Origin of the sequence: Ancylobacter dichloromethanicus (assembly GCF_018390645.1) — a bacterium.
Lineage (GTDB): Bacteria > Pseudomonadota > Alphaproteobacteria > Rhizobiales > Xanthobacteraceae > Ancylobacter > Ancylobacter dichloromethanicus.
Genome location: NZ_JAHBGC010000011.1, coordinates 143,700 through 165,944, shown reverse-complemented (window position 1 = coordinate 165,944; position 22,245 = coordinate 143,700). Strand labels below are relative to the sequence as shown.

23 protein-coding genes are annotated in these 22,245 nt (G+C 70.3%); 11 read left to right on the top strand and 12 right to left on the bottom strand.

Annotated elements, in window-relative coordinates; all coding sequences use genetic code 11:
- Positions 1-54 precede the first annotated feature (54 nt).
- The 10 genes from KHC23_RS06435 to KHC23_RS06390 all read right to left on the bottom strand — a co-directional run bounded on the left by KHC23_RS06435 (position 55) and on the right by KHC23_RS06390 (position 11,473).
- On the bottom strand, positions 55-3,249 hold the full coding sequence (locus KHC23_RS06435; protein WP_213370633.1) for an efflux RND transporter permease subunit: 3,195 nt from the start codon (positions 3,247-3,249) through the stop codon (positions 55-57).
- Positions 3,249-4,511, bottom strand: coding sequence for an efflux RND transporter periplasmic adaptor subunit (locus KHC23_RS06430; protein WP_213370631.1), 1,263 nt, complete (start codon positions 4,509-4,511; stop codon positions 3,249-3,251). Before KHC23_RS06430 ends, KHC23_RS06435 begins: the two co-directional genes overlap by 1 nt.
- Entirely contained in the window at positions 4,508-5,245 is a 738-nt protein-coding gene (locus KHC23_RS06425) for a TetR/AcrR family transcriptional regulator (protein WP_213370629.1), read from the bottom strand. The genes KHC23_RS06430 and KHC23_RS06425 overlap by 4 nt, the downstream gene beginning before the upstream one ends.
- A 151-nt stretch (positions 5,246-5,396) precedes the next feature.
- Positions 5,397-5,909: an RNA pyrophosphohydrolase gene (locus KHC23_RS06420; RefSeq protein ID WP_213370627.1), complete on the bottom strand. Its 513-nt coding sequence runs from the start codon at positions 5,907-5,909 to the stop codon at positions 5,397-5,399.
- Positions 5,910-5,998: 89 nt separating this feature from the next.
- Positions 5,999-6,445, bottom strand: coding sequence for a hypothetical protein (locus KHC23_RS06415; RefSeq protein ID WP_246544300.1), 447 nt, complete (start codon positions 6,443-6,445; stop codon positions 5,999-6,001).
- A gap of 172 nt (positions 6,446-6,617) precedes the next feature.
- On the bottom strand, positions 6,618-7,967 hold the full coding sequence (locus KHC23_RS06410; RefSeq protein WP_213370625.1) for a S41 family peptidase: 1,350 nt from the start codon (positions 7,965-7,967) through the stop codon (positions 6,618-6,620).
- A complete protein-coding gene (locus KHC23_RS06405; RefSeq protein WP_309299192.1) occupies positions 7,964-9,304 on the bottom strand; it encodes a murein hydrolase activator EnvC family protein in 1,341 nt (446 codons plus the stop codon). The genes KHC23_RS06410 and KHC23_RS06405 overlap by 4 nt, the downstream gene beginning before the upstream one ends.
- Positions 9,305-9,355: 51 nt before the next feature.
- Entirely contained in the window at positions 9,356-9,838 is a 483-nt protein-coding gene (gene rlmH, locus KHC23_RS06400; protein ID WP_213370623.1) for a 23S rRNA (pseudouridine(1915)-N(3))-methyltransferase RlmH, read from the bottom strand.
- A 7-nt stretch (positions 9,839-9,845) separates the two neighbouring features.
- Positions 9,846-10,259 carry a ribosome silencing factor gene (rsfS, locus tag KHC23_RS06395; protein WP_213370621.1) on the bottom strand — a complete coding sequence of 138 codons (414 nt, stop codon included), beginning with the start codon at positions 10,257-10,259 and terminating at the stop codon, positions 9,846-9,848.
- A gap of 215 nt (positions 10,260-10,474) precedes the next feature.
- Positions 10,475-11,473 carry a LysR family transcriptional regulator gene (locus KHC23_RS06390; RefSeq protein ID WP_213370619.1) on the bottom strand — a complete coding sequence of 333 codons (999 nt, stop codon included), beginning with the start codon at positions 11,471-11,473 and terminating at the stop codon, positions 10,475-10,477.
- A gap of 101 nt (positions 11,474-11,574) precedes the next feature.
- Here KHC23_RS06390 and KHC23_RS06385 point away from each other — a divergent pair, with 101 nt between their 5' ends.
- Positions 11,575-12,246 (top strand): L,D-transpeptidase, encoded by a 672-nt coding sequence (locus tag KHC23_RS06385; RefSeq protein WP_213370617.1) that lies wholly within the window; start codon positions 11,575-11,577, stop codon positions 12,244-12,246.
- A gap of 28 nt (positions 12,247-12,274) precedes the next feature.
- On the opposite strand, the gene KHC23_RS06380 is transcribed toward KHC23_RS06385, so the two are convergent.
- Together KHC23_RS06380 and KHC23_RS06375 are read right to left on the bottom strand one after the other, a co-directional pair.
- Complete coding sequence (locus tag KHC23_RS06380; protein WP_213370763.1) at positions 12,275-12,898, bottom strand: nicotinate-nucleotide adenylyltransferase; 624 nt, start codon at positions 12,896-12,898, stop codon at positions 12,275-12,277.
- Between the two features lie 47 nt (positions 12,899-12,945).
- The gene (locus KHC23_RS06375) at positions 12,946-14,304 is read right to left on the bottom strand and encodes a glutamate-5-semialdehyde dehydrogenase (protein WP_213370615.1); all 1,359 of its coding nucleotides are present in this window, start codon (positions 14,302-14,304) and stop codon (positions 12,946-12,948) included.
- A 230-nt stretch (positions 14,305-14,534) separates the two neighbouring features.
- On the opposite strand from KHC23_RS06375, the gene KHC23_RS06370 reads away from it, so the two are divergent.
- The 10 genes from KHC23_RS06370 to KHC23_RS06325 all read left to right on the top strand — a co-directional run bounded on the left by KHC23_RS06370 (position 14,535) and on the right by KHC23_RS06325 (position 22,059).
- Positions 14,535-15,368 carry a YihY/virulence factor BrkB family protein gene (locus KHC23_RS06370; RefSeq protein ID WP_213370613.1) on the top strand — a complete coding sequence of 278 codons (834 nt, stop codon included), beginning with the start codon at positions 14,535-14,537 and terminating at the stop codon, positions 15,366-15,368.
- 121 nt (positions 15,369-15,489) lie between these two features.
- Entirely contained in the window at positions 15,490-15,948 is a 459-nt protein-coding gene (locus KHC23_RS06365) for a baeRF12 domain-containing protein (RefSeq protein ID WP_213370611.1), read from the top strand.
- 116 nt (positions 15,949-16,064) lie between these two features.
- Entirely contained in the window at positions 16,065-17,027 is a 963-nt protein-coding gene (locus tag KHC23_RS06360; protein WP_213370603.1) for a hypothetical protein, read from the top strand.
- Between the two features lie 88 nt (positions 17,028-17,115).
- Positions 17,116-17,592 (top strand): TspO/MBR family protein, encoded by a 477-nt coding sequence (locus KHC23_RS06355; RefSeq protein ID WP_213370601.1) that lies wholly within the window; start codon positions 17,116-17,118, stop codon positions 17,590-17,592.
- 48 nt (positions 17,593-17,640) lie between these two features.
- Entirely contained in the window at positions 17,641-17,844 is a 204-nt protein-coding gene (locus tag KHC23_RS06350; RefSeq protein ID WP_213370600.1) for a twin transmembrane helix small protein, read from the top strand.
- Positions 17,845-17,854: 10 nt separating this feature from the next.
- Positions 17,855-18,472 (top strand): cob(I)yrinic acid a,c-diamide adenosyltransferase, encoded by a 618-nt coding sequence (locus KHC23_RS06345; RefSeq protein ID WP_213370598.1) that lies wholly within the window; start codon positions 17,855-17,857, stop codon positions 18,470-18,472.
- Positions 18,473-18,481: 9 nt separating this feature from the next.
- Positions 18,482-19,201 (top strand): rhomboid family intramembrane serine protease, encoded by a 720-nt coding sequence (locus KHC23_RS06340; RefSeq protein ID WP_213370596.1) that lies wholly within the window; start codon positions 18,482-18,484, stop codon positions 19,199-19,201.
- Positions 19,202-19,410: 209 nt separating this feature from the next.
- On the top strand, positions 19,411-20,172 hold the full coding sequence (locus KHC23_RS06335) for an electron transfer flavoprotein subunit beta/FixA family protein (protein ID WP_213370594.1): 762 nt from the start codon (positions 19,411-19,413) through the stop codon (positions 20,170-20,172).
- 14 nt (positions 20,173-20,186) lie between these two features.
- A complete protein-coding gene (locus KHC23_RS06330; RefSeq protein ID WP_213370762.1) occupies positions 20,187-21,131 on the top strand; it encodes an electron transfer flavoprotein subunit alpha/FixB family protein in 945 nt (314 codons plus the stop codon).
- Positions 21,132-21,177: 46 nt separating this feature from the next.
- Entirely contained in the window at positions 21,178-22,059 is an 882-nt protein-coding gene (locus tag KHC23_RS06325) for a 3-hydroxybutyryl-CoA dehydrogenase (protein WP_213370592.1), read from the top strand.
- Positions 22,060-22,245: the final 186 nt, after the last annotated feature.

Genomic DNA, 22,245 nt, shown 5'->3' with positions numbered 1-22,245 from the left:
CCTGTGCCCCGGGACAGCACCGGGGGGATGAGGGTGGATGTGGGGAAACGCCCCCTATTCCGCCGCCAGGGGCGGGCGCGGGGTCGAGTGCGGGCCGGCATCGACAGCGTGGAGGCCGGGCCGCGCCACCGGGGCCTGCTCGTCCGGTTCGTCCCGCGCGCCGATGAAGCGGCCGAAGATCCGCACCATCAGCCGGCCCAGATCGTCCATCAGCGTGAACACCGCCGGCACGAACACCAGCGAGAGCACGGTGGAGGCGATCAGCCCGCCGATCACCGCGATCGCCATGGGCGAGCGGAAATCGGCGCCTTCGCCAAGGCCGATGGCGGAAGGCATCATGCCGGCGACCATGGCGATGGTGGTCATCACGATCGGCTGGGCGCGCTTGCGGCCGGCCTCGATCAGCGCGGTGGTGCGGTCGACCCCCGCATGCACCGCCTCGATGGCGAAGTCGACCAGCAGGATCGCGTTCTTGGTGACGATGCCCATCAGCATCAGGAAGCCGATCACCACCGGCAGCGTCATCGCGTTGTTGGTCAGCAGCAGGGCGATGAAGGCGCCGCCCACCGACAGCGGCAGCGCGATCAGGATGGTGATCGGCTGCAGCACATTGGCAAACAGCAGCACCAGCACCGCTAGCACCATCATCACGCCGGCGCCCATGGCGGTGGCGAAGCCGCCAAACACCTCGCCCATGATCTCGGCATCGCCGGATTCCGTCAGCACCACGCTGGCCGGCAGGTTCTTGGCGCCGGGAAGCGCATAGACCTCCGCCAGCGCCTCGCCGAGCTGGGTGTCGCCGGCGAGGTCGGCCTCGATGGCGACGCGGCGGGCGCGGTCGTAGCGGTCGAGGCTGGAAGGCCCGGTGCCGAACGAGATGTCCGCCACCGCCGAGAGCGGCACCGAGGCGCCGGCGGCGGTGCGCACCTTCAGCGTCTCGAAGGTGGAGAGGTCGCCGCGCGCCGCTTCGTCGAGCTGCACCCGGATCGGCACCTGGCGGTCGCCGGCGGAGAACTTGGCAAGGTTCTGCGACACGTCGCCGAGAGTGGCGATGCGCACCGTCTGGGCGATGTCGGACACCGAGACGCCGAGTTCCGCCGCCTCGGCCAGCTTCGGCACCACCCGCAGCTCCGGGCGCTCCAGCGCCGCCGAGGTCTGCACGTTGGACAGGCCCTTCACCTGCTCGCGGATCTCGCGTTCCAGCTCCAGCGCCGTCGCCTCCACCTGGGCGCCGTCGGAGCCGGAGAGGATGACGGTGAATTCGCGCCCGCCCGGGCCGGCGCCGCCGGAGGCGCCGAAATTGAAGCGCAGGTCGGGAATCCGCGCGATCTCCTCGCGCAGCCGCATCTCGAACTGCTTCTGCGTCTCCTCGCGCTCGGCGCGCGGCACCAGATTGACGATGACCGTCGCCTTGCGCACCTCGCCGGCGCCGTCGGCCGGGCCACCGGTGGAGCCGGAACCGGCGGTGGCGAAGACGCTGGCGACCTCGGGCTGCGCCTTCAGCTTCGCCGTCACCTCGTCCACCACCCGCCGCGTCGCCTCCAGCGTCGCCCCCGGCGGCAGTTCCAGCGCGATCACCGAGCGCGACACGTCGGAATTGGGAATGAAGCCGGAGGGCAGCAGCGTGGACAGCCACATCGAGCCGATGAACAGCAGGATGCCGGCCGCGACGGTGAGGAAGCGGTGGCGGATCGAGCGGTGCAGCAGCCCGACATAGAACCGCATCAGCAGGCTGTCGGGCGTCTCGCGATGGCCGTGGTCGCGCAGGAAATAGGCCGCCAGCATCGGGGTGAGCAGCCGCGCCACCAGCAGCGAGAACAGCACCGCCACCGCCACCGTGATGCCGAACTGGCGGAAATACTGGCCGGCGATCCCGCCCATGAAGCTGACCGGCAGGAACACCGCCACGATGGTCAGCGTGGTCGCCACCACGGCGAGGCCGATCTCGTCGGCGGCGTCGATGGCGGCGCGGTAGGGCGACTTGCCCATGCGCATGTGGCGCACGATGTTCTCGATCTCGACGATGGCGTCGTCGACCAGGATGCCGGTCACCAGCGTGACGGCGAGCAGGCTCACCCCGTTCAGCGAGAAACCGAGCATGTCCATCACCCAGAAGGTGGGCAGGATGGAGAGCGGTATCGCCGTCGCCGAGATGACGGTCGCCCGCCAGTCGCGCAGGAACAGCATCACCACGATCACCGCCAGCACCGCGCCTTCGATCAGCGTGTGCATGGCGGAGGTGTAGTCCGCCTGCGTGTACTTCACGGTGGAATCGATCATGGTGATCGCGACGTCGGGGTGGCGCGCCTCCAGCGCGCGCAGCGCCGCCTCCGCCGCGTCCGCCACCACCACATCGGAGAAGCCCTTGGCGCGGTAGACGCCGAAGGCCACCACCGGCTTGCCGTCGAGCCGGGCGAAGATGCGCGGCTCGGCCGCCCCGTCGGTCACCGAGGCGAGATCGGCGAGGCGCACGTGACGAGACGATCCGCCCTCGCTTGCGGGCAGCGCGATGCGGGTCTCGGCGAGGTCGGCCACCGTGGTGGCGCCGCCCAGCGTGCGCACGGATTGCTCCTGCGTGCCGATCTCGCCGCGGCCGCCGGCAAGGTCGACATTGGTGGCGGCGAGCTGGCGGTTGACGTCCGCCGCCGTCACGCCCAGCGCCGCCAGCTTGTCGGGGTCGAGCGAGATGCGGATCTCGCGGTCGACGCCGCCCTCGCGCTTCACCTGCGCCACGCCGCGCACGCCCTGCAAGGCGCGGATCACCGTGTCGTCGACGAACCAGGAGAGCTCCTCCGGCGTCATCGCCGGCGCCGAGGCGGCATAGGTGACGATGGCCATGCCCTCGACATCGACGCGCTGCACCAGCGGTTCCTCGATATCCTGCGGCAGGTCGGTGCGCACCTTGGTCACCGCGTCGCGCACGTCGTTCACCGCGCGGTCGACCTGCGTCTCGAGCTGGAACTCGACCACGGTGAGCGAGGTGCCCTCGGTGATGGCGGAGCTGATGTGCTTCACCCCCTGCACGCCCGCCACCGAGGTCTCGATGATCTTGGTCACCTGCGATTCGAGCTCGCTCGGCGCCGCCCCCGGCTGGGTGATGGTGACGGAGACGATCGGCACGTCGATGTTCGGCATGCGGGTGATCGGCAGCCGGTCGAAGGTGTAGAGGCCGATCGCGGTCAGCACCACGAACAGCACGATCGAGGGCACCGGCTTGCGGATCGCCCAGGCGGAGATGTTGAGAGCCATCAGACGCCGCCCTTCGCGGTCTCGGTCGGCAGCGGCACCGGCGTCACCCGGTCGCCGTCGCGCAGGAAGCCGGCGGCGCGGGCGACGACGCTCTCGCCCTCGCGCACCCCTTCGGCGATCTCGACGAAGCCATCGCCCTTGAGCCCGATGGACACCGGGCGGTGCCGCACCGTGTCGCCCTCGACCACCAGCACGAACGCGCCTTCGGGCGCGAACTGCACCGCCGATTGCGGCAGCGCGACGCCGTCATGGCGGGCGATCTCGATGACGCCGCGCGCATAGGCGCCGGGGCGCAGGCCCGGATCGTCCGGCAGCGCCACCGCGACGCGGGCGAGGCGCGTGGCCGGGTCCACCTTGGCGCCCACCAGCCGCACCGAGCCGTCGAGCGGTGCGTCGAAGCCGGCCGGCGTCACCGCCACCTTCAGCCCGGGCGTCACCCGCGGCAGCGCGGATTCGGGCACTTCGGCGTCGAGGTCGATGGCGCCGTCCTTGACGATGCGGAACAGCGGCTCGGCATTGGCGGACAGGACGATGGCGCCGATGCGGGCCGAACGCGCCGAGACGATGCCGGCCTGCGGCGCCTTGATCTCGGTACGGGCGAGCCGCACCTCGATCTCGTCGCGGGTGGCCTTGATCTGCGCCGCCTCGGCCTCGGCGGCCGTCACCATCTCCTGCGCCGCCGTCACCTGCGCGCTGGAGACCTTCACCGCGCGCTCGCGCTGGTCCAGCACCTCCTGCGAGGTGGCGCCGGTCTTGATCAGGGTGCGCGCGCGCTCCACCGCGGCTTCCGCCTCGGTCAGCTGCGCCAGCATCTGCTGCAGCTGCGCCTTCTGCTGGGCGATGGAGGCCTGCGCCTTGGCGGCGTTGGCGGTGTTCTGGGCGAGCAGCGTCTCCAGCATGTCGCGCGACAGCCGGGCCAGCACCTGGCCCTGCTCCACCCGGTCGCCCTCTTCGACCAATATGTCGGTGATCTGGTAGCCGTCGATCTGCGGCCCGACCATGATCTCCTCGCGCGCCACCAGCGTGCCGGTGACGGGCAGGTTCTCCACCACCTCGCGGCGCGCGGCCGGCACCACGGTGATGGTGATGCCCTTGACCTCGTTCGGCGACGGCAGCGCGACCTCCGCCTGCGCCGGCTCCGACAGGCTCAGCCCGGCGGCGATGCGGTCGCGGAAGGCATAGCCGGCAAGGCCCACGACCACGGCGGTCATGGTGAGGGCGAGCGTCACGCGCCCGCGCAGGGATGGCGGCTTCACGGTCATGGTGTGCGGTCCGGGGAAAGAGGGGGCGTCGCGGCGGGCGCCAGCATGCGGGCGATGAGGCCGGCCAGCGCCGGCATCATCTGGACCAGCGGCAGGCCGGGCTCGAAGCTGTTGCGCAGCACCAGCCCGTCGCCGATGGCATTGAGCATCAGCATGGCGATGTCGGGGTCGATCGAGGCGTCGATCTCGCCCCGCGCCTGCGCGGCGACGAAATGGGCGCGGATCGCCGCGTTCATCTCGTCCTCGACGGCATCGAAGGTCGGCTTCAGCGCCGGGTTGCGCGCCGCCTCGGCGTAGATCTCCGGCCCGAGTTCCAGGCACACCATCGGCGTCTGGCCGCCGAACATCACTTCGGCCATGCGGGCCAGCCCGTCGACGAAACTGGGCGCGCTCTCCAGCAGTGCGAGGCAGTTCATCCGCATCGCCCGCTCCTCGTCCACGATGGCGATGATGATCGCCTCCTTGGACGGGAAATAGCGGTACAGCGCGCCCGGGCTCATGCCGGCTTCGGCGCAGATCTGCTGCATCGAGGTGCCGTGGAAACCGGCGCGGGTGAAGCAGGCAATGGCGGCGTCCAGCACCCGCCGGCGCGGATCGCGGCGCGCCCCGACGGCCGGCTCGGCGCCCGAATCCGGCACGGCTTCGGCCGGACCGGCACGGCGCGGCGACGCCGGCTTTGCGGCCGGTTTGGCAGGCGGCTTGGCCGATTGGAAGCGGGGGGTGAGCGCGGGCATGCACTTTCCATCTCTGGAGCGAACGTTCGTTCGCATTTAGACACGCGCCGAGAACGAGTCAAGAACGAACGTTCGTTCTCAACGTGTCCAAAGGTCATATACGTGGGGAGGTCCGTGGCGACCGGGCGGCCGGGCGACCGGCGGTTCGACCTTATTCCGCCATCGCCACCAGTGGCTGGAACTCGCGCACCACCTGTTCATAGACCGGGCGCTTGAACGGGATGATCAGTTCCGGGGTACGCTCCAGCAATTCCCAGCGCCAGGCGACGAATTCCGGCTTGTGATGGCCCCCGCCGGGATGGTGGACATCGATCTCGTCGTCCGCGCCGGTAAAGCGCAGCGCGATCCATTTCTGCTTCTGCCCGCGATAGCGCCCCTTCCAGGCCTGCCGCGCCAGCGGCTCGGGCAGGTCGTAGCCGAACCAGTCGGCGGCGGCGGCCAGCGGCTCCACCGAGGAGACGTTGGTCTCCTCATAGAGTTCGCGCAGCGCCGCCTCTTCCGGGTTCTCGCCCTCGTCGATGCCACCCTGCGGCATCTGCCAGGAATGCTGCCCGTCGACCTGCTCCGGGCCGCCGACACGCTGGCCGAGGAAGACCAGCCCCTCGGAATTGACGAGCACCACACCCACGCAGGGACGGTAGGGAAGCTGGTCGAAAGGGATCATGAAGCCACCGTCGGAGTTGGAACGCACGCGTCGGCACGATCATAGGCGAGGATGGCATCCCTGCGTAGGCCGCCGTGGCGGTCACCCGCTCACGGGGTTAACGTGGTCGCCTCGCCCTCGCCCCCGCCGGCGAAATGCGCCGCGTCGGCGGTGTCGAGCGGGCTGGTCCGCGACATCACCTCGCGGCGCCCGGTGGCGCCGTCGAAGACGGTGATGCTGTCGTCATCGTCGGGCCCGAGGCTCGGCCGCAGCGTCGGCATGTCGGCGGCGACGCCCATGGTCGGGAACCCGTCATCCCCATGCGCGAAGGGCGCGGCCTGCGGGGCGAGCGGCTCGCCGGGCCGGAAGGCGTAGGCGGCCACGGCGAGGCTGACGACCGACAGCGCCACCACTCCGAAGAAACCGACCGCCGCGTAATGGCGCGCGCTGTCGCGTCCGTCGTCATGGCCGGGCAGCGTCGCGCCGGACGGGAGTGGCTCCGGCGAACCGGAAGTCAGCCCGGAGGAAGCGTTGCGGGATTCGGTCACGCTGTTCATGGCCGCCTTTGTCGCCGCCGACCAAGGCGGGATCGCGGCAGAAACGGGCAGACGCGGCGGCAGTGCGAAAAAGCGAGGGCCCGCTCTCGTCGAGAGCGGGCCCTGTTGCCTCGATGACACAGGCAGCGGCAAACCCGCCGCCGTGCCTGGTCGCTGCGGTGCCCGGTCGCCGTCAGTTCGGGACGGCGGCCTTGGGGTCGGCCGGGTAGGCGGCGTTCTTCTGCACGCCCTCGATCAGGTCGATCGCCAGCTTGAGCTGGGTGTCGTCCTTCGGCTCCGGCGGCACATAGGCCGGCGAGCCGGTCTGCTCGTCGTCGCCATTCTTCAGATGGCCCTTCAGCGAGGCCTCGCCGCGCGTGGTCTCGACGCCGGCGGCCTCGGCCTTCTCCTTCACGTCCTGCGGCACGTCCTGCACCAGCTCGATATCGGGCTTGATGCCCTTGGCCTGGATCGAGCGGCCGGACGGCGTGTAGTAGCGCGCCGTGGTCAGCTTGATCGCGGCATTGCCGGAAACCGGAATCACCGTCTGCACCGAGCCCTTGCCGAAGGAGAGCGAGCCGAGCACGGTGGCGCGCTTGTGGTCCTGCAGGGCGCCGGCGACGATTTCCGAGGCCGAGGCCGAGCCGCCATTGACCAGCACGATGATTGGCTTGCCCTCGGCGAGGTCGCCCGGCCGCGCGTTGCGCCGCTCGGTCTGCTCGGGGTCGCGCCCGCGGGTGGAGACGATCTCGCCACGGTCGAGGAAGGTGTCGGAGACGTCGATCGCCTGGTCCAGCAGCCCGCCCGGATTGTTGCGCAGGTCGATGATGAAGCCCTTGAGCTTGTCCTCGCCGATCTGCTTGGTCAGGTCGGCCACCGCCTTCTTCAGGCCTTCGCCGGTCTGCTCGCTGAACGAGGTGATGCGGATATAGCCGATATTGTCGTTCTCGACCCGGGCGCGCACCGACTTGATGTTGATGATGTCGCGGGTGATCGACAGTTCGATCGGCTTGTCCTGGCCCTTGCGGACGATGGTCAGCTTGATCGGGGTGTTGACGGCGCCGCGCATCTTGTCGACGGCCTGGTTCAGGGTCATGCCCTTCACCTCCTCGCCGTCGAGCTTGGCGATGAGATCGCCGGCCTGCACGCCGGCCTTCGCCGCCGGGGTGTCGTCGATCGGGGCGACCACCTTGACCAGCCCGTCCTCCATCGTCACCTCGATGCCGAGCCCGCCGAACTGGCCGCGGGTCTGCACCTGCATGTCGCGGAAATCCTTCGCGTCCATGTAGGTCGAGTGCGGATCGAGCGAGGACAGCATGCCGTTGATGGCGGCCTCGACCAGCTTCGAATCCTCCGGCTTCTCGACGTAGTCGGCGCGCACGCGCTCGAACACGTCGCCGAACAGGTTCAGCTGGCGATAGGTGTCCGAGGCGGCCGCCATCGCCTGGGTCGGCTGAAGCAGCAGCCGCGGCTGGGTGGCACCGACCGCGATCAGGGCGCCGGCCGCCGCACCGAAGAGAAATACTGACGTCCTACGCATCATCCGCGTACCTTCTCGCTTTCGCTCGTCGCCCACCATGGCGTTGGATCGATCGAGTTTCCATCCTTGCGGAACTCGACGTAGAGAATGGGTTGGGCGGTTCCAAGGCCGGCCGACGACACGAGCTGGGGACCGCGCCCCATCACCCCCACCGGCTCGCCGGACAGCACGAACTGACCCAATTCCACAGTGATCTTATCCATTCCTGCCAAGAGAATATGGTATCCGCCGCCGGCATTGATGATCAATAGTTGTCCGTAGGAGCGGAAAGGCCCGGCATAGACCACCCAGCCATCGCTCGGCGAGGCTACCTGGGCCTCGATGCGGGTGCCCAGCGACATGCCTTTTTCCTGGCCGCCATAGCCGTCCTCGGCGCCGAATGCCTTCAGCACCGCCCCGCCGACCGGCATCGGCAGCAGCCCCTTGGCGTCCTCGAACGGCACGCCGGGGGCCAGCCGGCCGGGGTTCTGCAAGGCCGCCAGCCGGTCGGCCGGCCCTTGCCCGGCTTGCGTTTGCGCCGCATCCTGGGCCGCCTTGCGGGCGGCCGAGACCTCGGTCTCCATGCGTTCCATCAGCTCGCGCACATTGCCCGCCTCGGCGGCCAGCGCGGCGGCACGGGTCTTCTCCTCCTGCAGCGCCGCCTCGCCCTGCCGCAGCGACTTCTTCTTCTCCTCGATCAGCGCCGCGGTGCGCTGGCGCTCACCGGCGAGGGAGAGTTTCAATTCTGCGAGAGCGTCGCGTTCGCGGGCGCTGTCCTGCCTCACCCGCTCCTGCGCGGCGAGTTCGCTGGCCAGCAGGTCGGTCTCGGCCTTCAGCTCCGGCAGCACGGCGCCGAGCAGCATGGCGGAGCGGATCGACTGCAGCGCGTCGTCCGGGCGCACCAGCAGCGCCGGCGGCGGCCGGCGGCCGAGCCGCACCAGCCCGCCCAGCACCTCGGCCAGCACGGCGCGGCGGGCGTCGAGCGATTCCCGGATGTCGTCCGCCTCGCGGCCGAGCTGGAGCAGGCGCTGCTCGCTGACGTCGAGCTTGGCCTCGGTCTCGCGCACCCGTATCGCGGTGTCGAGCAGGGCCTCGTTCAGCTTGGCGCGGTCGCCCTCCAGCGCCTTCACCTCGGAGGCGAGGCGCTGCTGGGCGGCGGTCGACTGCTTCAGCTCGGCGTCGAGCTGTTCGATGCGCTGTTTCGGCGCCGGCTGGTTCCCGGCATCTGCGGGCGCGGGCGTCTGGGCGCGGGCGGGCGCCGCCCCGAGCCCCGCCATCCACAGCGCGGCGGCCAGCAGCGCGGCGCCGGCGCGGAGGCGCAGGTGTCGGCGGGTCGGCGAAGCGGTGCGGCGCGCGGGCATCGGACTAGGAGGGGCCGGCATGGTTAAGGTGAGGTTAGCGCCGGGCGCCCCTCAGGCCTTGTGATAGGGGTGGCCTGCGAGGATCGTCGTCGCGCGGTAGATCTGCTCGGCCATCATGACGCGGACCAGCTGGTGGGGAAAGGTGGCGCGGCCGAAGGCGATCAGGCGGTCGGCGCGCCCGCGCACCGCCTCGCTCAGCCCGTCCGCCCCGCCGATGACGAAGGTGAGCTGGCGCGCGCCGTAGTCGCGCAGCGCGGCGAGATCGGCGGCGATCTGCTCGCTGGTCATCTCCGCCCCGCGCGGGTCGAGCGCCAACACCGCCCCGGCCTCGGGCAGCGCGGCGATCAGGCCCGCGCCCTCGTCGGCCATGCGGTCCTCGGGGCGGCGGGCGGCGCTCTCATGGATCTCGATCACATCGGGGCCGGAGAGGCCGAGCGACCTTCCGCCCTTGCCGGCGCGGTCGAGATAGCGCGCGCACAATTCTCTCTCGGGACCGGCCTTGAGCCGGCCCACGGCAACGATCAGCAGACGCAAGACGCTGTCAGCCGCGCGTCATCTTCGCCGGACCGCCGGGCACGGCGGCCGACCACATCTTCTCGATGTTGTAGAACCCGCGCACTTCCGGCTGGAAGACGTGGACGATGACATCGCTCGCATCGATCAGCACCCAGTCGCAGGCCGGCAGGCCCTCGACGCGCACGCCCTTGGCGCCAAGGCCCTTGAGCGCCTCGACGAGGTGCTCGGCGATGGCGCCGACATGGCGCTGGGAGCGGCCGGAGGCGACGACCATATAGTCGGCGATGGTCGTCTTGCCGCGCAGTTCGATGGACACGACGTCCTCGGCCTGGTCATCATCGAGACGGGCGAGAACGAGGGCGAGCATCTCCTCGGCGTCGAAGCGCGCGTCGGAGACAGGTGCAGTCGCCGGGCTGGTGTCGGCCGCTGCAAGCGCCATGATGGACAGGGGTCCTGATCCTCTCGTCATATCCGCACAGGCGGACCTTCCGCCCCGTGCCTGGGCGTTAAGGATAATGCGGATGGGGCCGATCTTCAACCGGGGGGTGGAGAGGGGAAGCAGGATGGCGGGTCGCCCGCCTGGGGCAAGACGCGCAGTGGGCGAGACGCTGGCGCTCCGCGTCACCGGCCCCCATGGCCGCCGGTGCGCGCCGGCTATCCCATGGAGGGCGTCATCGGCGTGCTCGGCTCGGGCGCGACACGGTGCTCGCTCGAAGCGGTGGGCGCGGATTGCTCCGCCTCGTGCCGGACGGCGAGGCCGTCGATCGAACGAAGCGCCGGCACGGCGAAGTCGGTGAAGGCCCGCACCACCGGGCGCATGAAGCGGACAGAGGGATAGGCGAGGAACGCCTCCGTCGGCCGGACCTCGTAATCGGGCAGAATGCGGACGAGGCGGCCCTCGGCCAGTTCGTCGGCAACCAGCAGCCGCTGCACCGGGCCGGCGGCATGGCCGGACACCAGCGTGGAGGCGATGACCTCGGCGCTGTTGGTGCGCAGCACCGGGGTAACCGGGACATCCACCATCGCGCCCGTGCTGTGGCGCAGGGAGAGCAGGTCGCGCGGCGCCGGCAGCCGCGCACCGATGACGACGCCGGCCTGCGAAAGCTGGCCCAGATCCTCGATCGGACCGCGCCGCGCCAGATAGGACGGCGCGGCGACAAGGATGCGCTCGATCCAGCCGAGATGGCGAATGATGAGATTCTGGCCGGAGGGCCGGCCATAACGTAGCGCCAGGTCGAAATTCTCGTAGATCAGGTCGATGTCGCGATTTTCCAGGATCAGGTCCACCGCCACCGCCGGGTGCTGGCGCTGAAACGCCATCACGAGGCCATGGACATGCTTGGCGCCGATGCAGGTGGGCGCATGAATGCGCAAATGGCCCTCGATCGCGCCCATGTCGCGCCGCACGCCCTCGAGCGCCGCATCGATGGTGATCAGCGCCTCGTGGCTGCCCTCATAGAGCGCCTGCCCCTGCGCGGTTGGCCGCACGACACGGGAGGATCGCTCCAGCAGCCGGGCGCCGACATGGCGTTCGAGATTGCGCAGGTGCTTGGTCACCGCGGGTTGCGAAATGCCGAGATCGCGCGCGGCGGCGGTGACGGAGCCACGCTCGACGGTGCGGACGAAGGCGCGCAGGGCGATGGCAAGGTCCATTCCATATCCAACGGCTATGATGTGTATTCCACTATAACCAATAGACGTAGTGCTTGCCAGCTGGCTTGATCCCCGCCGCTTCGGGCAGGATGGGAAGACAGATGAGACTCACGAGACGGGCGGCCCTGGCGGGACTGCCCTTTGCGCTGGCGGCGTGCACAAGGCCGGATAGGCCACGCCTGGACAACGCCGCGTCGCAGTTCGGCTCGCCCTTTTTGTCGATGTACGCGCCCATCGACACCGAACCCTTTCCCATTCCGGCGATCGAGCCGGATCAGGTCGCGCCCGAGTTCCTGCGTCGCGAAGTGAGCTACCGCACCCGCGAGCAGCCGGGCACCATCGTCGTCGACCCGGCGGAGCGCTATGCCTATCTCGTCCTCGAACACGGACGGGCGCTGCGCTACGGCATCGGCGTCGGCAAGGAGGAAGGCTTCAACTTCCGCGGCGAGGCGATCATCGCGCGCAAGGCGGAATGGCCGGGCTGGCGCCCCACGCCGGACATGATCAAGCGCGAACCGGAACGTTACGGCCCGTTGCGCGAAGGGCTTCCCGGCGGCAGCGGCAACCCGCTGGGCCCGCGCGCGCTCTATCTCTACCGCAACGGCCGCGACACCTATTACCGGCTGCACGGAACGGTGGAGCCCTGGACCATCGGAACCATGGTCTCCTCCGGCTGCGTCCGGCTGCTCAACCAGGACATCATCGATCTCTACCGGCGCGTTCCCGTCGGAACCCGCGTCGTGGTGCTGCCGGCGGGCGCGGCCCCGGCGTGAGGCGCGGTCCGGCCTCACGCGTTCCCCCTCACCCCCCTTCCCTCAACCGCGTCGACGACAGCGGCGATTTCAGCCCGTGCAGAAAAACCCAGGCCGGCGGGCGCATCGTTGCCAGCGCGCCGGCCTCGCTCTCGCGCACCCGCCGGCGGGCCAGCGCGGTGGCGGCGGGGCTGGCCATGGCGGGGAAGGTGCAGCCGGGGCGGTCGATCACCGCGATCGGCACACGCGCGGCGATGTCGCGCCAGTGCTGCCAGCGGTGGAACGAGGCGAGGTTGTCCGCCCCCATCAGCCAGACGAAATGCACGCGGGGAAAGCGCCGCACCAGCGCGTCCACGGTGTCGTAGCTGAAGCGGGTGCCGAGCCCGGCCTCCAGCCCGGTCGGCAGCAGCGCCGGGTGGGCCGCCACCGCGCGCGCCTGCGCCAGCCGCGCGGCCAGCGGGGGCAGAGCGCGGTTGTCCTTCAGGGGGTTGCCGGGCGTCACCAGCCACCACACACGGTCGAGCCGCAGCTTTTTCAGCGCCAGCAGGCTGGCGGCGCGGTGCGCCTCATGCGCCGGGTTGAAACTGCCGCCATAGAGCCCGATGCGCATGCCCGGCGCCAGCGGGGGAATGCGGGCGAAGGGCGCGGGCGGTGCCGCGCCGGAGCCCCGCACCCCGGCCCTCTCCCCGGCGGGGAGAGGGGGAGCGTCGGCGCCCTCGCTCACGGCCGGATCTGGCCGGTGCCGCGCACGCGGTATTTGAACGAGGTGAGCTGCTCCGCGCCCACCGGGCCGCGCGCGTGCATGCGCCCGGTGGCGATGCCGATCTCGCCGCCGAAGCCGAATTCGCCGCCATCGGCGAACTGGGTCGAGGCGTTGTGCACCACGATGGCGGAATCGACCTCATTGAGGAACCGCTCGGCCACCGCCGCATCCTCGGTCAGGATGGCGTCGGTGTGGTGCGAGCCATGGGCCTCGATATGGTCGATGGCGGCGCCCACCCCGTCCACCAGCTTCACCGCGATGACGGCGTCGAGATATTCGGTGCGCCAGTCCTCGTCGGTGGCCGGCGTCACCCGCTTGTCCACCGCCTGGGTGGCGGCGTCGCCGCGCACCGCGCAGCCGCCGTCGAGCAGCATGGTCACCAGCGGGGCGAGCAGGCGGGCGGCATCGGCGCGGTCGACCAGCAGCGTCTCGGCCGCCCCGCACACGCTGGTGCGGCGCAATTTGGCGTTCTTGACGATGGCGAGCGCCTTGTCGAGGTCGGCGCCCTTGTCGACATAGACATGCACCAGCCCTTCCAGATGCGCGAACACCGGCACCCGCGCCTCCGCCTGCACCCGGGCCACCAGGCTCTTGCCGCCGCGCGGCACGATCACGTCGAGATGGCCGTCGAGCCCGGCCAGCATCGCGCCCACCGCCGCGCGGTCGCGGGTGGGAACGAGCTGGATGGCGTCTTCGGGCAGGCCGGCGCTCGCCAGCCCCTCCACCATGGCGGCATGGATGGCGCGCGAGGAATTGAAGCTGTCCGAGCCGCCGCGCAGGATCACCGCATTGCCCGCCTTCAGGCACAGGCCGCCGGCATCGGCCGTCACATTGGGCCGGCTCTCATAGATCACGCCGATGACGCCGAGCGGGGTGCGCACGCGCTCCAGGCGCAGCCCGTTGGGCCGCTCCCAGCTCTCGGTGACCTTGCCCACCGGGTCGGGCAGCGCGGCGATCTCCTCCACCGCGCGGGCGGTGCCCTCCAGCCGGGCCGCGCTCAGCGTCAGCCGGTCGAGCATGGAAGGGCTGATGCCGGCGGCCTGCGCGGCCGCCACGTCCTGCGCGTTGGCGGCGAGGATGGCGGGGGCGTGGGTGCGTATGGCGCGCGCGGCGGCCATCAGCCCGGCTTCCTTCACCGCCGCCGGGGCCAGCGCCAGCGTGCGGGCGGCGGCACGGGCGCGGGCGCCGATCTGCGCCATCACCGCCGCCACGTCCTGCGCCGACACGTCCTGCGGCCCCTCCCCCGGACGCGGCGCCGGCGCGCCGAGAGTGATCTCGGTGGCGGTGGCGGCGCGCAGCGGCGTGGAGGCGGTCATGGCTTCACCCAGCAAGGTTCATCGGGGGGTCATCAAACGGGCGCCCTGTCTAGCACAGCCGGGCCGATGAGCGCCAAAGCGAAAATGGCGGTCGCCGCCGGTCTTTGCCAGAGCGCGGCGGCGGGGATTGCGGGCGCGGTTCGCATTTGCGACTTGCCATTTGCCCCTTGGCGTCCGATGTCACCACTGAACCCGCCCACCGATCCGCATCCGCGAGGAGACCGGAGCCCTTGTTTCGCGCCTTCGACATCGCCTGGGACGCCTTCTGGCGCTTCGTCGAGGACGACGGCTGGGCCATTGCCAGCCACATCGCGCTCTCCGCGCTGATGTCGCTGTTTCCATTCCTCATCTTCGTCACCGCGCTGGCGGCGTTCTTCGATTTCAAGAACCTCGCCGACGAGACGGTGCAGCTGATGCTGGAGGCCTGGCCCGCCCAGGTGGCCGACCCGATCGGCCGCGAGATCCGCAACGTGCTGACCCAGGTGCGCACCGACGTGCTGACCATCGGCGTGGTGCTGGCGATCTACTTCTCCTCCAACGGCATCGAGAGCCTGCGCATTGGCCTCAACCGCGCCTATGGCATGCGCGAGGCCCGCTCCTGGTACTGGCTGCGCCTCGAATCGATCGGCTATGTCGTGGTCGGCGCGGCGGGGCTGCTGGCGCTGTCCTTCCTGGTGGTGCTGGGCCCGGTGCTGTGGCTCGCCGCCGTGCGCTACGTGCCGGCGCTGGAGCCGTTCGGCTGGGTCATCACCTTCCTGCGCTACGCCGCCACCTCGGCGATCCTGATCGTGGCGCTGGTGGTGGCGCATATGTGGCTGCCGGCGGGAAGGCGCACGCTGGCCGAGGTGGCGCCCGGCATTCTGGTGACGCTCGGCCTCTGGCTCGCCGCCGGCGCCGCCTTCGGGCGCTACCTCTCCGAATTCGCCGGCAATTACGTCACCACCTATGCCGGCCTCGCCTCGGTGATGATCGCGCTGGTCTTCCTCTACACCACCGCCTCGATCTTCGTGTATGGCGGCGAACTCAACGCCGCCATCCGCCGCGCGCGGGAAGGCCGGCTCTAGGCCGCCCTCGCCGGGCCCGGGGGAACCTCCCCGCCCTCCCGCCACTTGACCAAGGTCAAGGCGCCCGGGCGCGATCCCGGTGCCCTATGGCGCGGTGAGTTGAGACGGCAAGGAGGCTCGCATGAGCACCAGCTACGACAAGATCAGGATCGAACAGGGCGCGTGGGTCGTCGTCTGCGACGGGCGCAAGGCGCTGATCCTGTGCAACAAGGGAGACGCCACCTTCCCCAATCTGCGCACCCATGAGGTGCACGAGCAGGAAAACCCGCCGACCCGCGAACAGGGCACCGACACGCCCGGCCGCGTGCACCAGTCCGTCGGCGCGGCGCGCTCCTCGGTGGAGCCGACCGACTGGCAGGAGGAGGGCGAACGCGCCTTCATGCGCCTTCTCGCCGAGAAGCTGGACGCCGCGGTGACCGCGGGCGAGGTGAAAGCGCTGGTCATCGTCGCCGCCCCGCGCGCGCTCGGCGCGCTGCGCCCGCATCTGTCGAAGGGCGTGCAGGACATCATCGCCGCCGAGGTCGACCGCGACATGGTCAAGCTGCCGGTCTACGAGATCGAGAAGCATCTGGCCGCCTGAACCGGCGCCGATTCCCTCGCGGGTGAAAGAAGAATACCATTCCCCGCCGCCGGCATATCCGGCGGCGGGTTTCGTTTGGCGGGGCCATCGCGGAGGCAGGGACAGCGGGGCGGGGCATGTGGGATTTCTCGATCGCGACCACGCTCTCGCTGGTGCTGCGCACCTGGCCGTTCGTGTTGCTGCGCCTTGTCGTCTATGCCGCCATTGCCGGGGGCTTCGTGGCCGGCACCGGGCTCGGGGCCGGCACCGGCTTCGCCATCGGCCTCGCCTTCGCCGGTGACGGCCCGGCCACCGGCGGGCTGATCGGCGCGCTCGCCGGCTTCGGCCTGGCCTGCGGCGTGCTGTGGTGGGTGCGGCAATATCTGGTCTATCTGGTCAAGGCCGGCCATGTGGCGGCGATGGACGCGCTGCTGCACGGCCGGGTGCTCCCCGGCGGCCGGGCGCAGATCGACTACGCGCTCGCCATGGTGAAGGCGCGCTTCGTCGCGGTGAACGTGCTGTTCGCCATCGACCTGCTGATTCGCGGCGTGGTGCGGGCGCTGGTCGGGCTGCTCAACCTGCTCACCTTCTGGATACCCGGCTTCCGCGCGCTCAACGCCTTTCTCGACGCGGTGCTGAAAGTGGCGCTCGGCCTGGTCGACGAGATCATCCTCGCCCTCATCATCCGCCGCGCCGACGCCCCGCCGGCGCAGGCGGCGCGGGACGGGCTGGTGCTCTACGCCCAGAATGCCGGCCCGCTGGTCCGCAATGCGGTGTTCATCGCGCTGTTCGAATATGTGGCGGCGGCGCTCATCTTCGTGTTCCTGCTCGGCCCGGCGATCGGCCTCGCCTATGCGCTGCCGGGCCCGCTGTCGGGCTTCGGCGTCGTGTTCGCCTTCATCGCCGCCTGGGCGCTGAAGGCGGCGCTGCTCGAACCCCTGTCGATCGCCGCCCTGCTGCAGGCCTATGACAGCGTCACCGCCGGGCAGAGCCCGGACCCGGAATGGACCGCCCGGCTCGACGGCGCCTCCCGGGCCTTCCGCGACCTTGCCGCCACCGCGCCGGCGGCGAACCCGCGCGCCCCCGGCCGGCCGGGGTGAACCGATGGCACCCGCGCACGTAATGTCGATGGAAGTCCCCGCGCACCGCCGCCACCCGCACGGCCGGCCGCTGCCCTGAAGGAGCGCCATGAAGACCCTGTCCTTCTTCCGCCTCGTCCTCGCGGTCGGCCTCTGCCTCGCCGTCGGCGCGGTCGGCTCGCTCGCCACCGCGCCGAAGATTCCGACCTGGTACGCGGCGCTGGCCAAGCCCGCCTGGACCCCGCCCGACGCCGCCTTCCCCGTCGCCTGGACCATCCTCTACGTTCTGATGGCGGTGGCGCTCTGGCGGCTGTGGCAGTTGCATACCCCCTCGCCGGCGCGGCGCGCCGCCATCGGCCTGTGGTTCGCGCAACTGGCGCTCAACGCGGTCTGGTCGCCGGTCTTCTTCGGCATGGAAGCGCCGGGCGCGGCGCTTGTCGTCGTGGTCGCGCTGTGGCTCGCCATCGCCGCCACGATCTGGGCCTGCGCGCGCATCGACCGCATGGCGGCGGTGCTGCTGGTTCCCTATCTGGCGTGGGTGTCCTATGCCACCGCGCTGAATGCTGCCATTGTCACCCTGAACTGAGGCGCCCTCCCGAATGTAGCCCGGGCCCGGGCGCCGCTGGAGAATTCGATGGAACTCGTCACCATCGCCAAGTTCATCGTCCTGCCCATCGCGCTCGGCGCGGTCGCGCTGGTGCTCGTGCTCGGCCTCGCCAACATGGCGCGCGGCGGCTCGCCGCTGGTGTCGCAGAAGCTGATGCAGTGGCGCGTGCTGCTGCAGGCGGTGGCGCTGTGCTTCGTGCTGCTCACCATCGTCCTGATGAACCAGAGCTGAGCCGGGCATCATGGTCGTCCTCAACCGCATCTACACCCGCACCGGCGACGACGGCACCACCGCGCTCGGCACCGGCGAGCGGCGGCCGAAATACGATCTGCGGGTCGCCGCCTACGGCACGGTGGACGAGACCAACGCGGTGATCGGCGTGGCGCGCCTGCACACCGGCGCCGCGCCGGTGCTGGCCGACATGGAGGCGATGCTCGCCCGCGTCCAGAACGACCTGTTCGACCTTGGTGCCGACCTCGCCACGCCCGAGACCGGCGAGGATCTCGGTTATGAGCCGCTGCGCATCGTCGCCTCGCAGGTCGACCGGCTGGAGCGCGACATCGACACGCTCAATGCCGGCCTCAAGCCGCTGCGCTCCTTCGTGCTGCCGGCCGGCACCCCGGCGGCGGCGCATCTGCATGTCGCCCGCACCGTCTGCCGCCGCGCCGAGCGGCTGGCGGTGGAGCTTTCCGGCACGCTGGGCGAGTTCGTCGCCCCGGAGGCGATGAAATACCTCAACCGGCTGTCCGACCTGCTGTTCGTCATGAGCCGCGTCGCCAATGCCCGCGCGGCAGGCGAGGCCGGCGGGGAAATCGCCGGCGACGTGCTCTGGGTCCCGGCGGCGGGGCGGGGCGACTGAGCGCGGACCATGCTCATCCCCTTCAACGACGACAACCCGCTGGAGGGCATCGCCCACGCCTATGTCACCTGGGCGCTGATCGCGGTGAACGTGCTGGTGTTCGTGCTGGTGCAGCATGGCTACCGCGCCGAGATCGACATTCCCTCCGCCTTCGGCTTCGGCGCCATTCCCGCCGTGGTGACGCATGCGGCGGTGCTGCCGGACGAATATGTCCGCCTGCCGGCCGAGCTGACCCTCGTCACCTATATGTTCCTGCATGGCGGCTGGCTGCATCTGGGCGGCAACATGGCCTTCCTCTGGGTGTTCGGCGACAATGTCGAGGACGCGCTCGGCCATGCCCGCTTCCTGCTGTTCTATGTGCTGTGCGGCGTCGCTGGCGGGCTGGCACATTCCCTCGCGGTGCCTGATTCGGCCTCGCCGCTGGTCGGCGCCTCGGCGGGCATTTCCGGGCTGGTCGGCGCCTATCTCATGCTGCACCCCAATGTGCGCCTCTGGGTGCTGATGTTCCTGCGCGTGCCGCTGCGGGTGCCCGCCATCTGGCCGCTCGGGGCGTGGATCGGCTTCCAGCTCTGGAGCCTCATCATGTCCGGCGACGAGGAGACGGCGTGGTGGGCCCATGTCGCCGGGCTGCTCGCCGGCGCGGTGCTGATCGTGTTCCTGCGCCGGCCGGGCGTGCCGCTCTGGGTGACGACGCGCGACGGCACGCCGGACGGACGCCCGCCGGTCTGAATCGGGCCGGGCGGGGGTGCGCCGGCGTTGACAGTGCCCGGGCCGAAACCTAGTTTGCCGGCGCTTTTCGCAGGCCGCTCCCGCCGCCCAGGCTCCGCCCCCAAGCGCCTTTTCCCGGCTTCTTGCGCGGCCTTGGCAAGCGGCGCCGCCTGCCCCAACGCGGCTGCCAGAGGCGGGGTCACGACCCGCGCCCGAGGGGGAGACAGGTGATGAAGATCCTCGTGCCCGTGAAGCGGGTGGTCGACTACAACGTCAAGATCCGGGTCAAGGCCGACGGCTCCGGCGTCGAGCTGGCCAACATCAAGATGTCGATGAACCCGTTCGACGAGATCGCCGTCGAGGAGGCGCTGCGCCTGCGCGAGGCCGGCACCGCCAGCGAGGTCATCGCCGTCTCCATCGGCCCGGCAAAGACCGACGAGACCATCCGCACGGCGCTGGCCATGGGTGCCGATCGCGGCATCTGGGTGAAGACCGAGGAGGCCGGCCAGGGCAACACCGTCGAGCCGCTCACCGTCGCCAAGCTGCTCAAGGCCATCGTCGAGGCCGAGGGCCCCTCGCTCGTCATCCTCGGCAAGCAGGCGATCGACGACGATAGCAACCAGACCGGCCAGATGCTCGCCGCCCTGCTCGGCTGGCCGCAGGCGACCTTCGCCTCCAAGGTGGTGGTCGGCGACGGCACGCTCGACGTCACCCGCGAGATCGACGGCGGGCTGCAGACGCTAAGGCTCGACCTGCCGGCGGTGCTGACCACCGATCTGCGCCTCAACGAGCCGCGCTACGCCTCGCTGCCCAACATCATGAAGGCGAAGAAGAAGCCGATCGAGCAGAAGAACGCCGCCGAACTCGGCGTCGACCTCGCCCCCCGGCTGGAAATCCTCTCCACCACCGAGCCCTCGGGCCGCACCGCCGGCATCAAGGTGGCGTCCGCGGCCGAGCTGGTCGGTCATCTCAAGCAGGCCGGAGTGCTCTGACCATGGCCGACATTCTGCCGACCCTCCTGTTCGCCGAACATGACGATGCCAGCCTGAACCCGGTCACCGCCCGCGCGCTCACCGCCGCGCTGGCGCTCGGCGCCCCGGTGCATGTGCTGGTGGCGGGCGAGAACGCCCAGGCCGCCGCGCAGGCCGCCGCCCGGCTCGACGGCGTCGCCGAGGTGCTGCTCGCCGACGGCCCGGCCTTCGCCCACCGCCTCGCCGAGCCGGTGGCGGCGCTGGGCGTGGCGCTGGCCCCGGCCTATGGCGCGCTCATCGCCCCCTCCACCGCCGTCGGCAAGAGCGTGATGCCGCGCATCGCCGCGCTGATCGACGTGATGCAGGTCTCGGACGTGATCGCGGTCGTCGCCCCCGACACCTTCGACCGGCCGATCTATGCCGGCAACGCCATCCAGCGCGTGCGCGCCACCGACGCCACCCGGGTGCTGACCATCCGCACCGCCGCCTTCGCCGCCGCCGGCGAGGGAAATGCCGCCCCCCTGCGCACCCTCGACCTCGCCGAGCCCTCCGCGCATTCGCACTTCGTCGGCGAAGACATCGCCGCCAGCGCCCGCCCCGAGCTCACCGCCGCCCGCATCATCGTCTCCGGCGGCCGGGCGCTCGGCTCGGCGGAGAAGTTCCACGAGATCGTCGAGCCGCTGGCCGATGCGCTGGGCGCGGCGGTCGGCGCCTCGCGCGCCGCGGTGGATGCCGGCTACGCCCCCAATGACTGGCAGGTCGGCCAGACCGGCAAGGTGGTGGCGCCCGATCTCTATGTCGCGCTCGGCATTTCCGGCGCCATCCAGCACCTCGCCGGCATGAAGGATTCGAAGGTCATCGTCGCCATCAACAAGGACGAGGACGCGCCGATCTTCCAGGTGGCGGATTACGGCCTGGTCGGCGATCTGTTCGAGATCGTACCCGAGCTGAAGGCCGAAATAGCTAAGGCAAAAGCCTGACGGGACACTATACTGCCGCCTCCGCAGGGGCAGAACGGACGCAGCAATGGCTTTCGAGATCAAGCGCATCGGCATCATCGGCGCCGGCCAGATGGGCAACGGCATCGCGCATGTGTGCGCGCTCGCCGGCTATGACGTGGTGCTGAACGACCTCGAGGCGGACCGCATCAAGTCCGGCCTCGCCACCATCAATGGCAACATGTCGCGGCAGGTCTCCAAGGGCCTCTATGCCGAGGACGAGAAGAAGGCCGCGCTCGCCCGCATCCACGGCACCGACCAGACCGCCGACCTCGCCGATGTCGACCTCGTCATCGAGGCGGCGGTGGAGAAGGAGGAGATCAAGCGCCGCATCTTCAACTCGATCTGCCCGTTCCTGAAGCCGGAGGCGATCCTCGCCACCAACACCTCGTCCATCTCCATCACCCGCCTCGCCGCCTCCACCGACCGGCCGGAGCGCTTCATCGGCATTCACTTCATGAATCCGGTGCCGCTGATGCAGCTGGTGGAGCTGGTGCGCGGCATCGCCACCGAGGACGAGACCTTCGAGCTGTCCAAGGGCTTCATCACCCGGCTGGGAAAGACCTATGCGGTGGCGGAGGATTTCCCCGCCTTCATGGTCAACCGCATCCTGCTGCCGATGATCAACGAGGCGATCTACACGCTCTATGAGGGCGTCGGCTCGGTGGACGCCATCGACACCGCCATGCGCCTCGGCGCCAACCACCCGATGGGCCCGCTGCAGCTCGCCGATTTCATCGGGCTGGATACCTGCCTGTCCATCATGCAGGTGCTGCATGAGGGGCTGGCCGACAGCAAATACCGCCCCTGCCCGCTGCTGGTGAAATATGTCGAGGCCGGCTGGCTGGGCCGCAAAACCCAGCGCGGCTTCTACGATTATCGCGGCGAAAAGCCGGTGCCGACCCGCTAGAGGCGGGGCACGCCGGCACGGTGAGAGAGCCCGTCACGGGGCGCGAGACGCTTTCGTGCAACTGTGCGCGCGCCCCGTCATCCTGAGGCGCCCGGCATCGCCGGGCCTCGAAGGATGCAGAGGGGTGCAGCCTGTGGGCCTCAGCCAGACAGCGGCACGGCTCTGCGTGCTTCGAGGCCGGCCTTT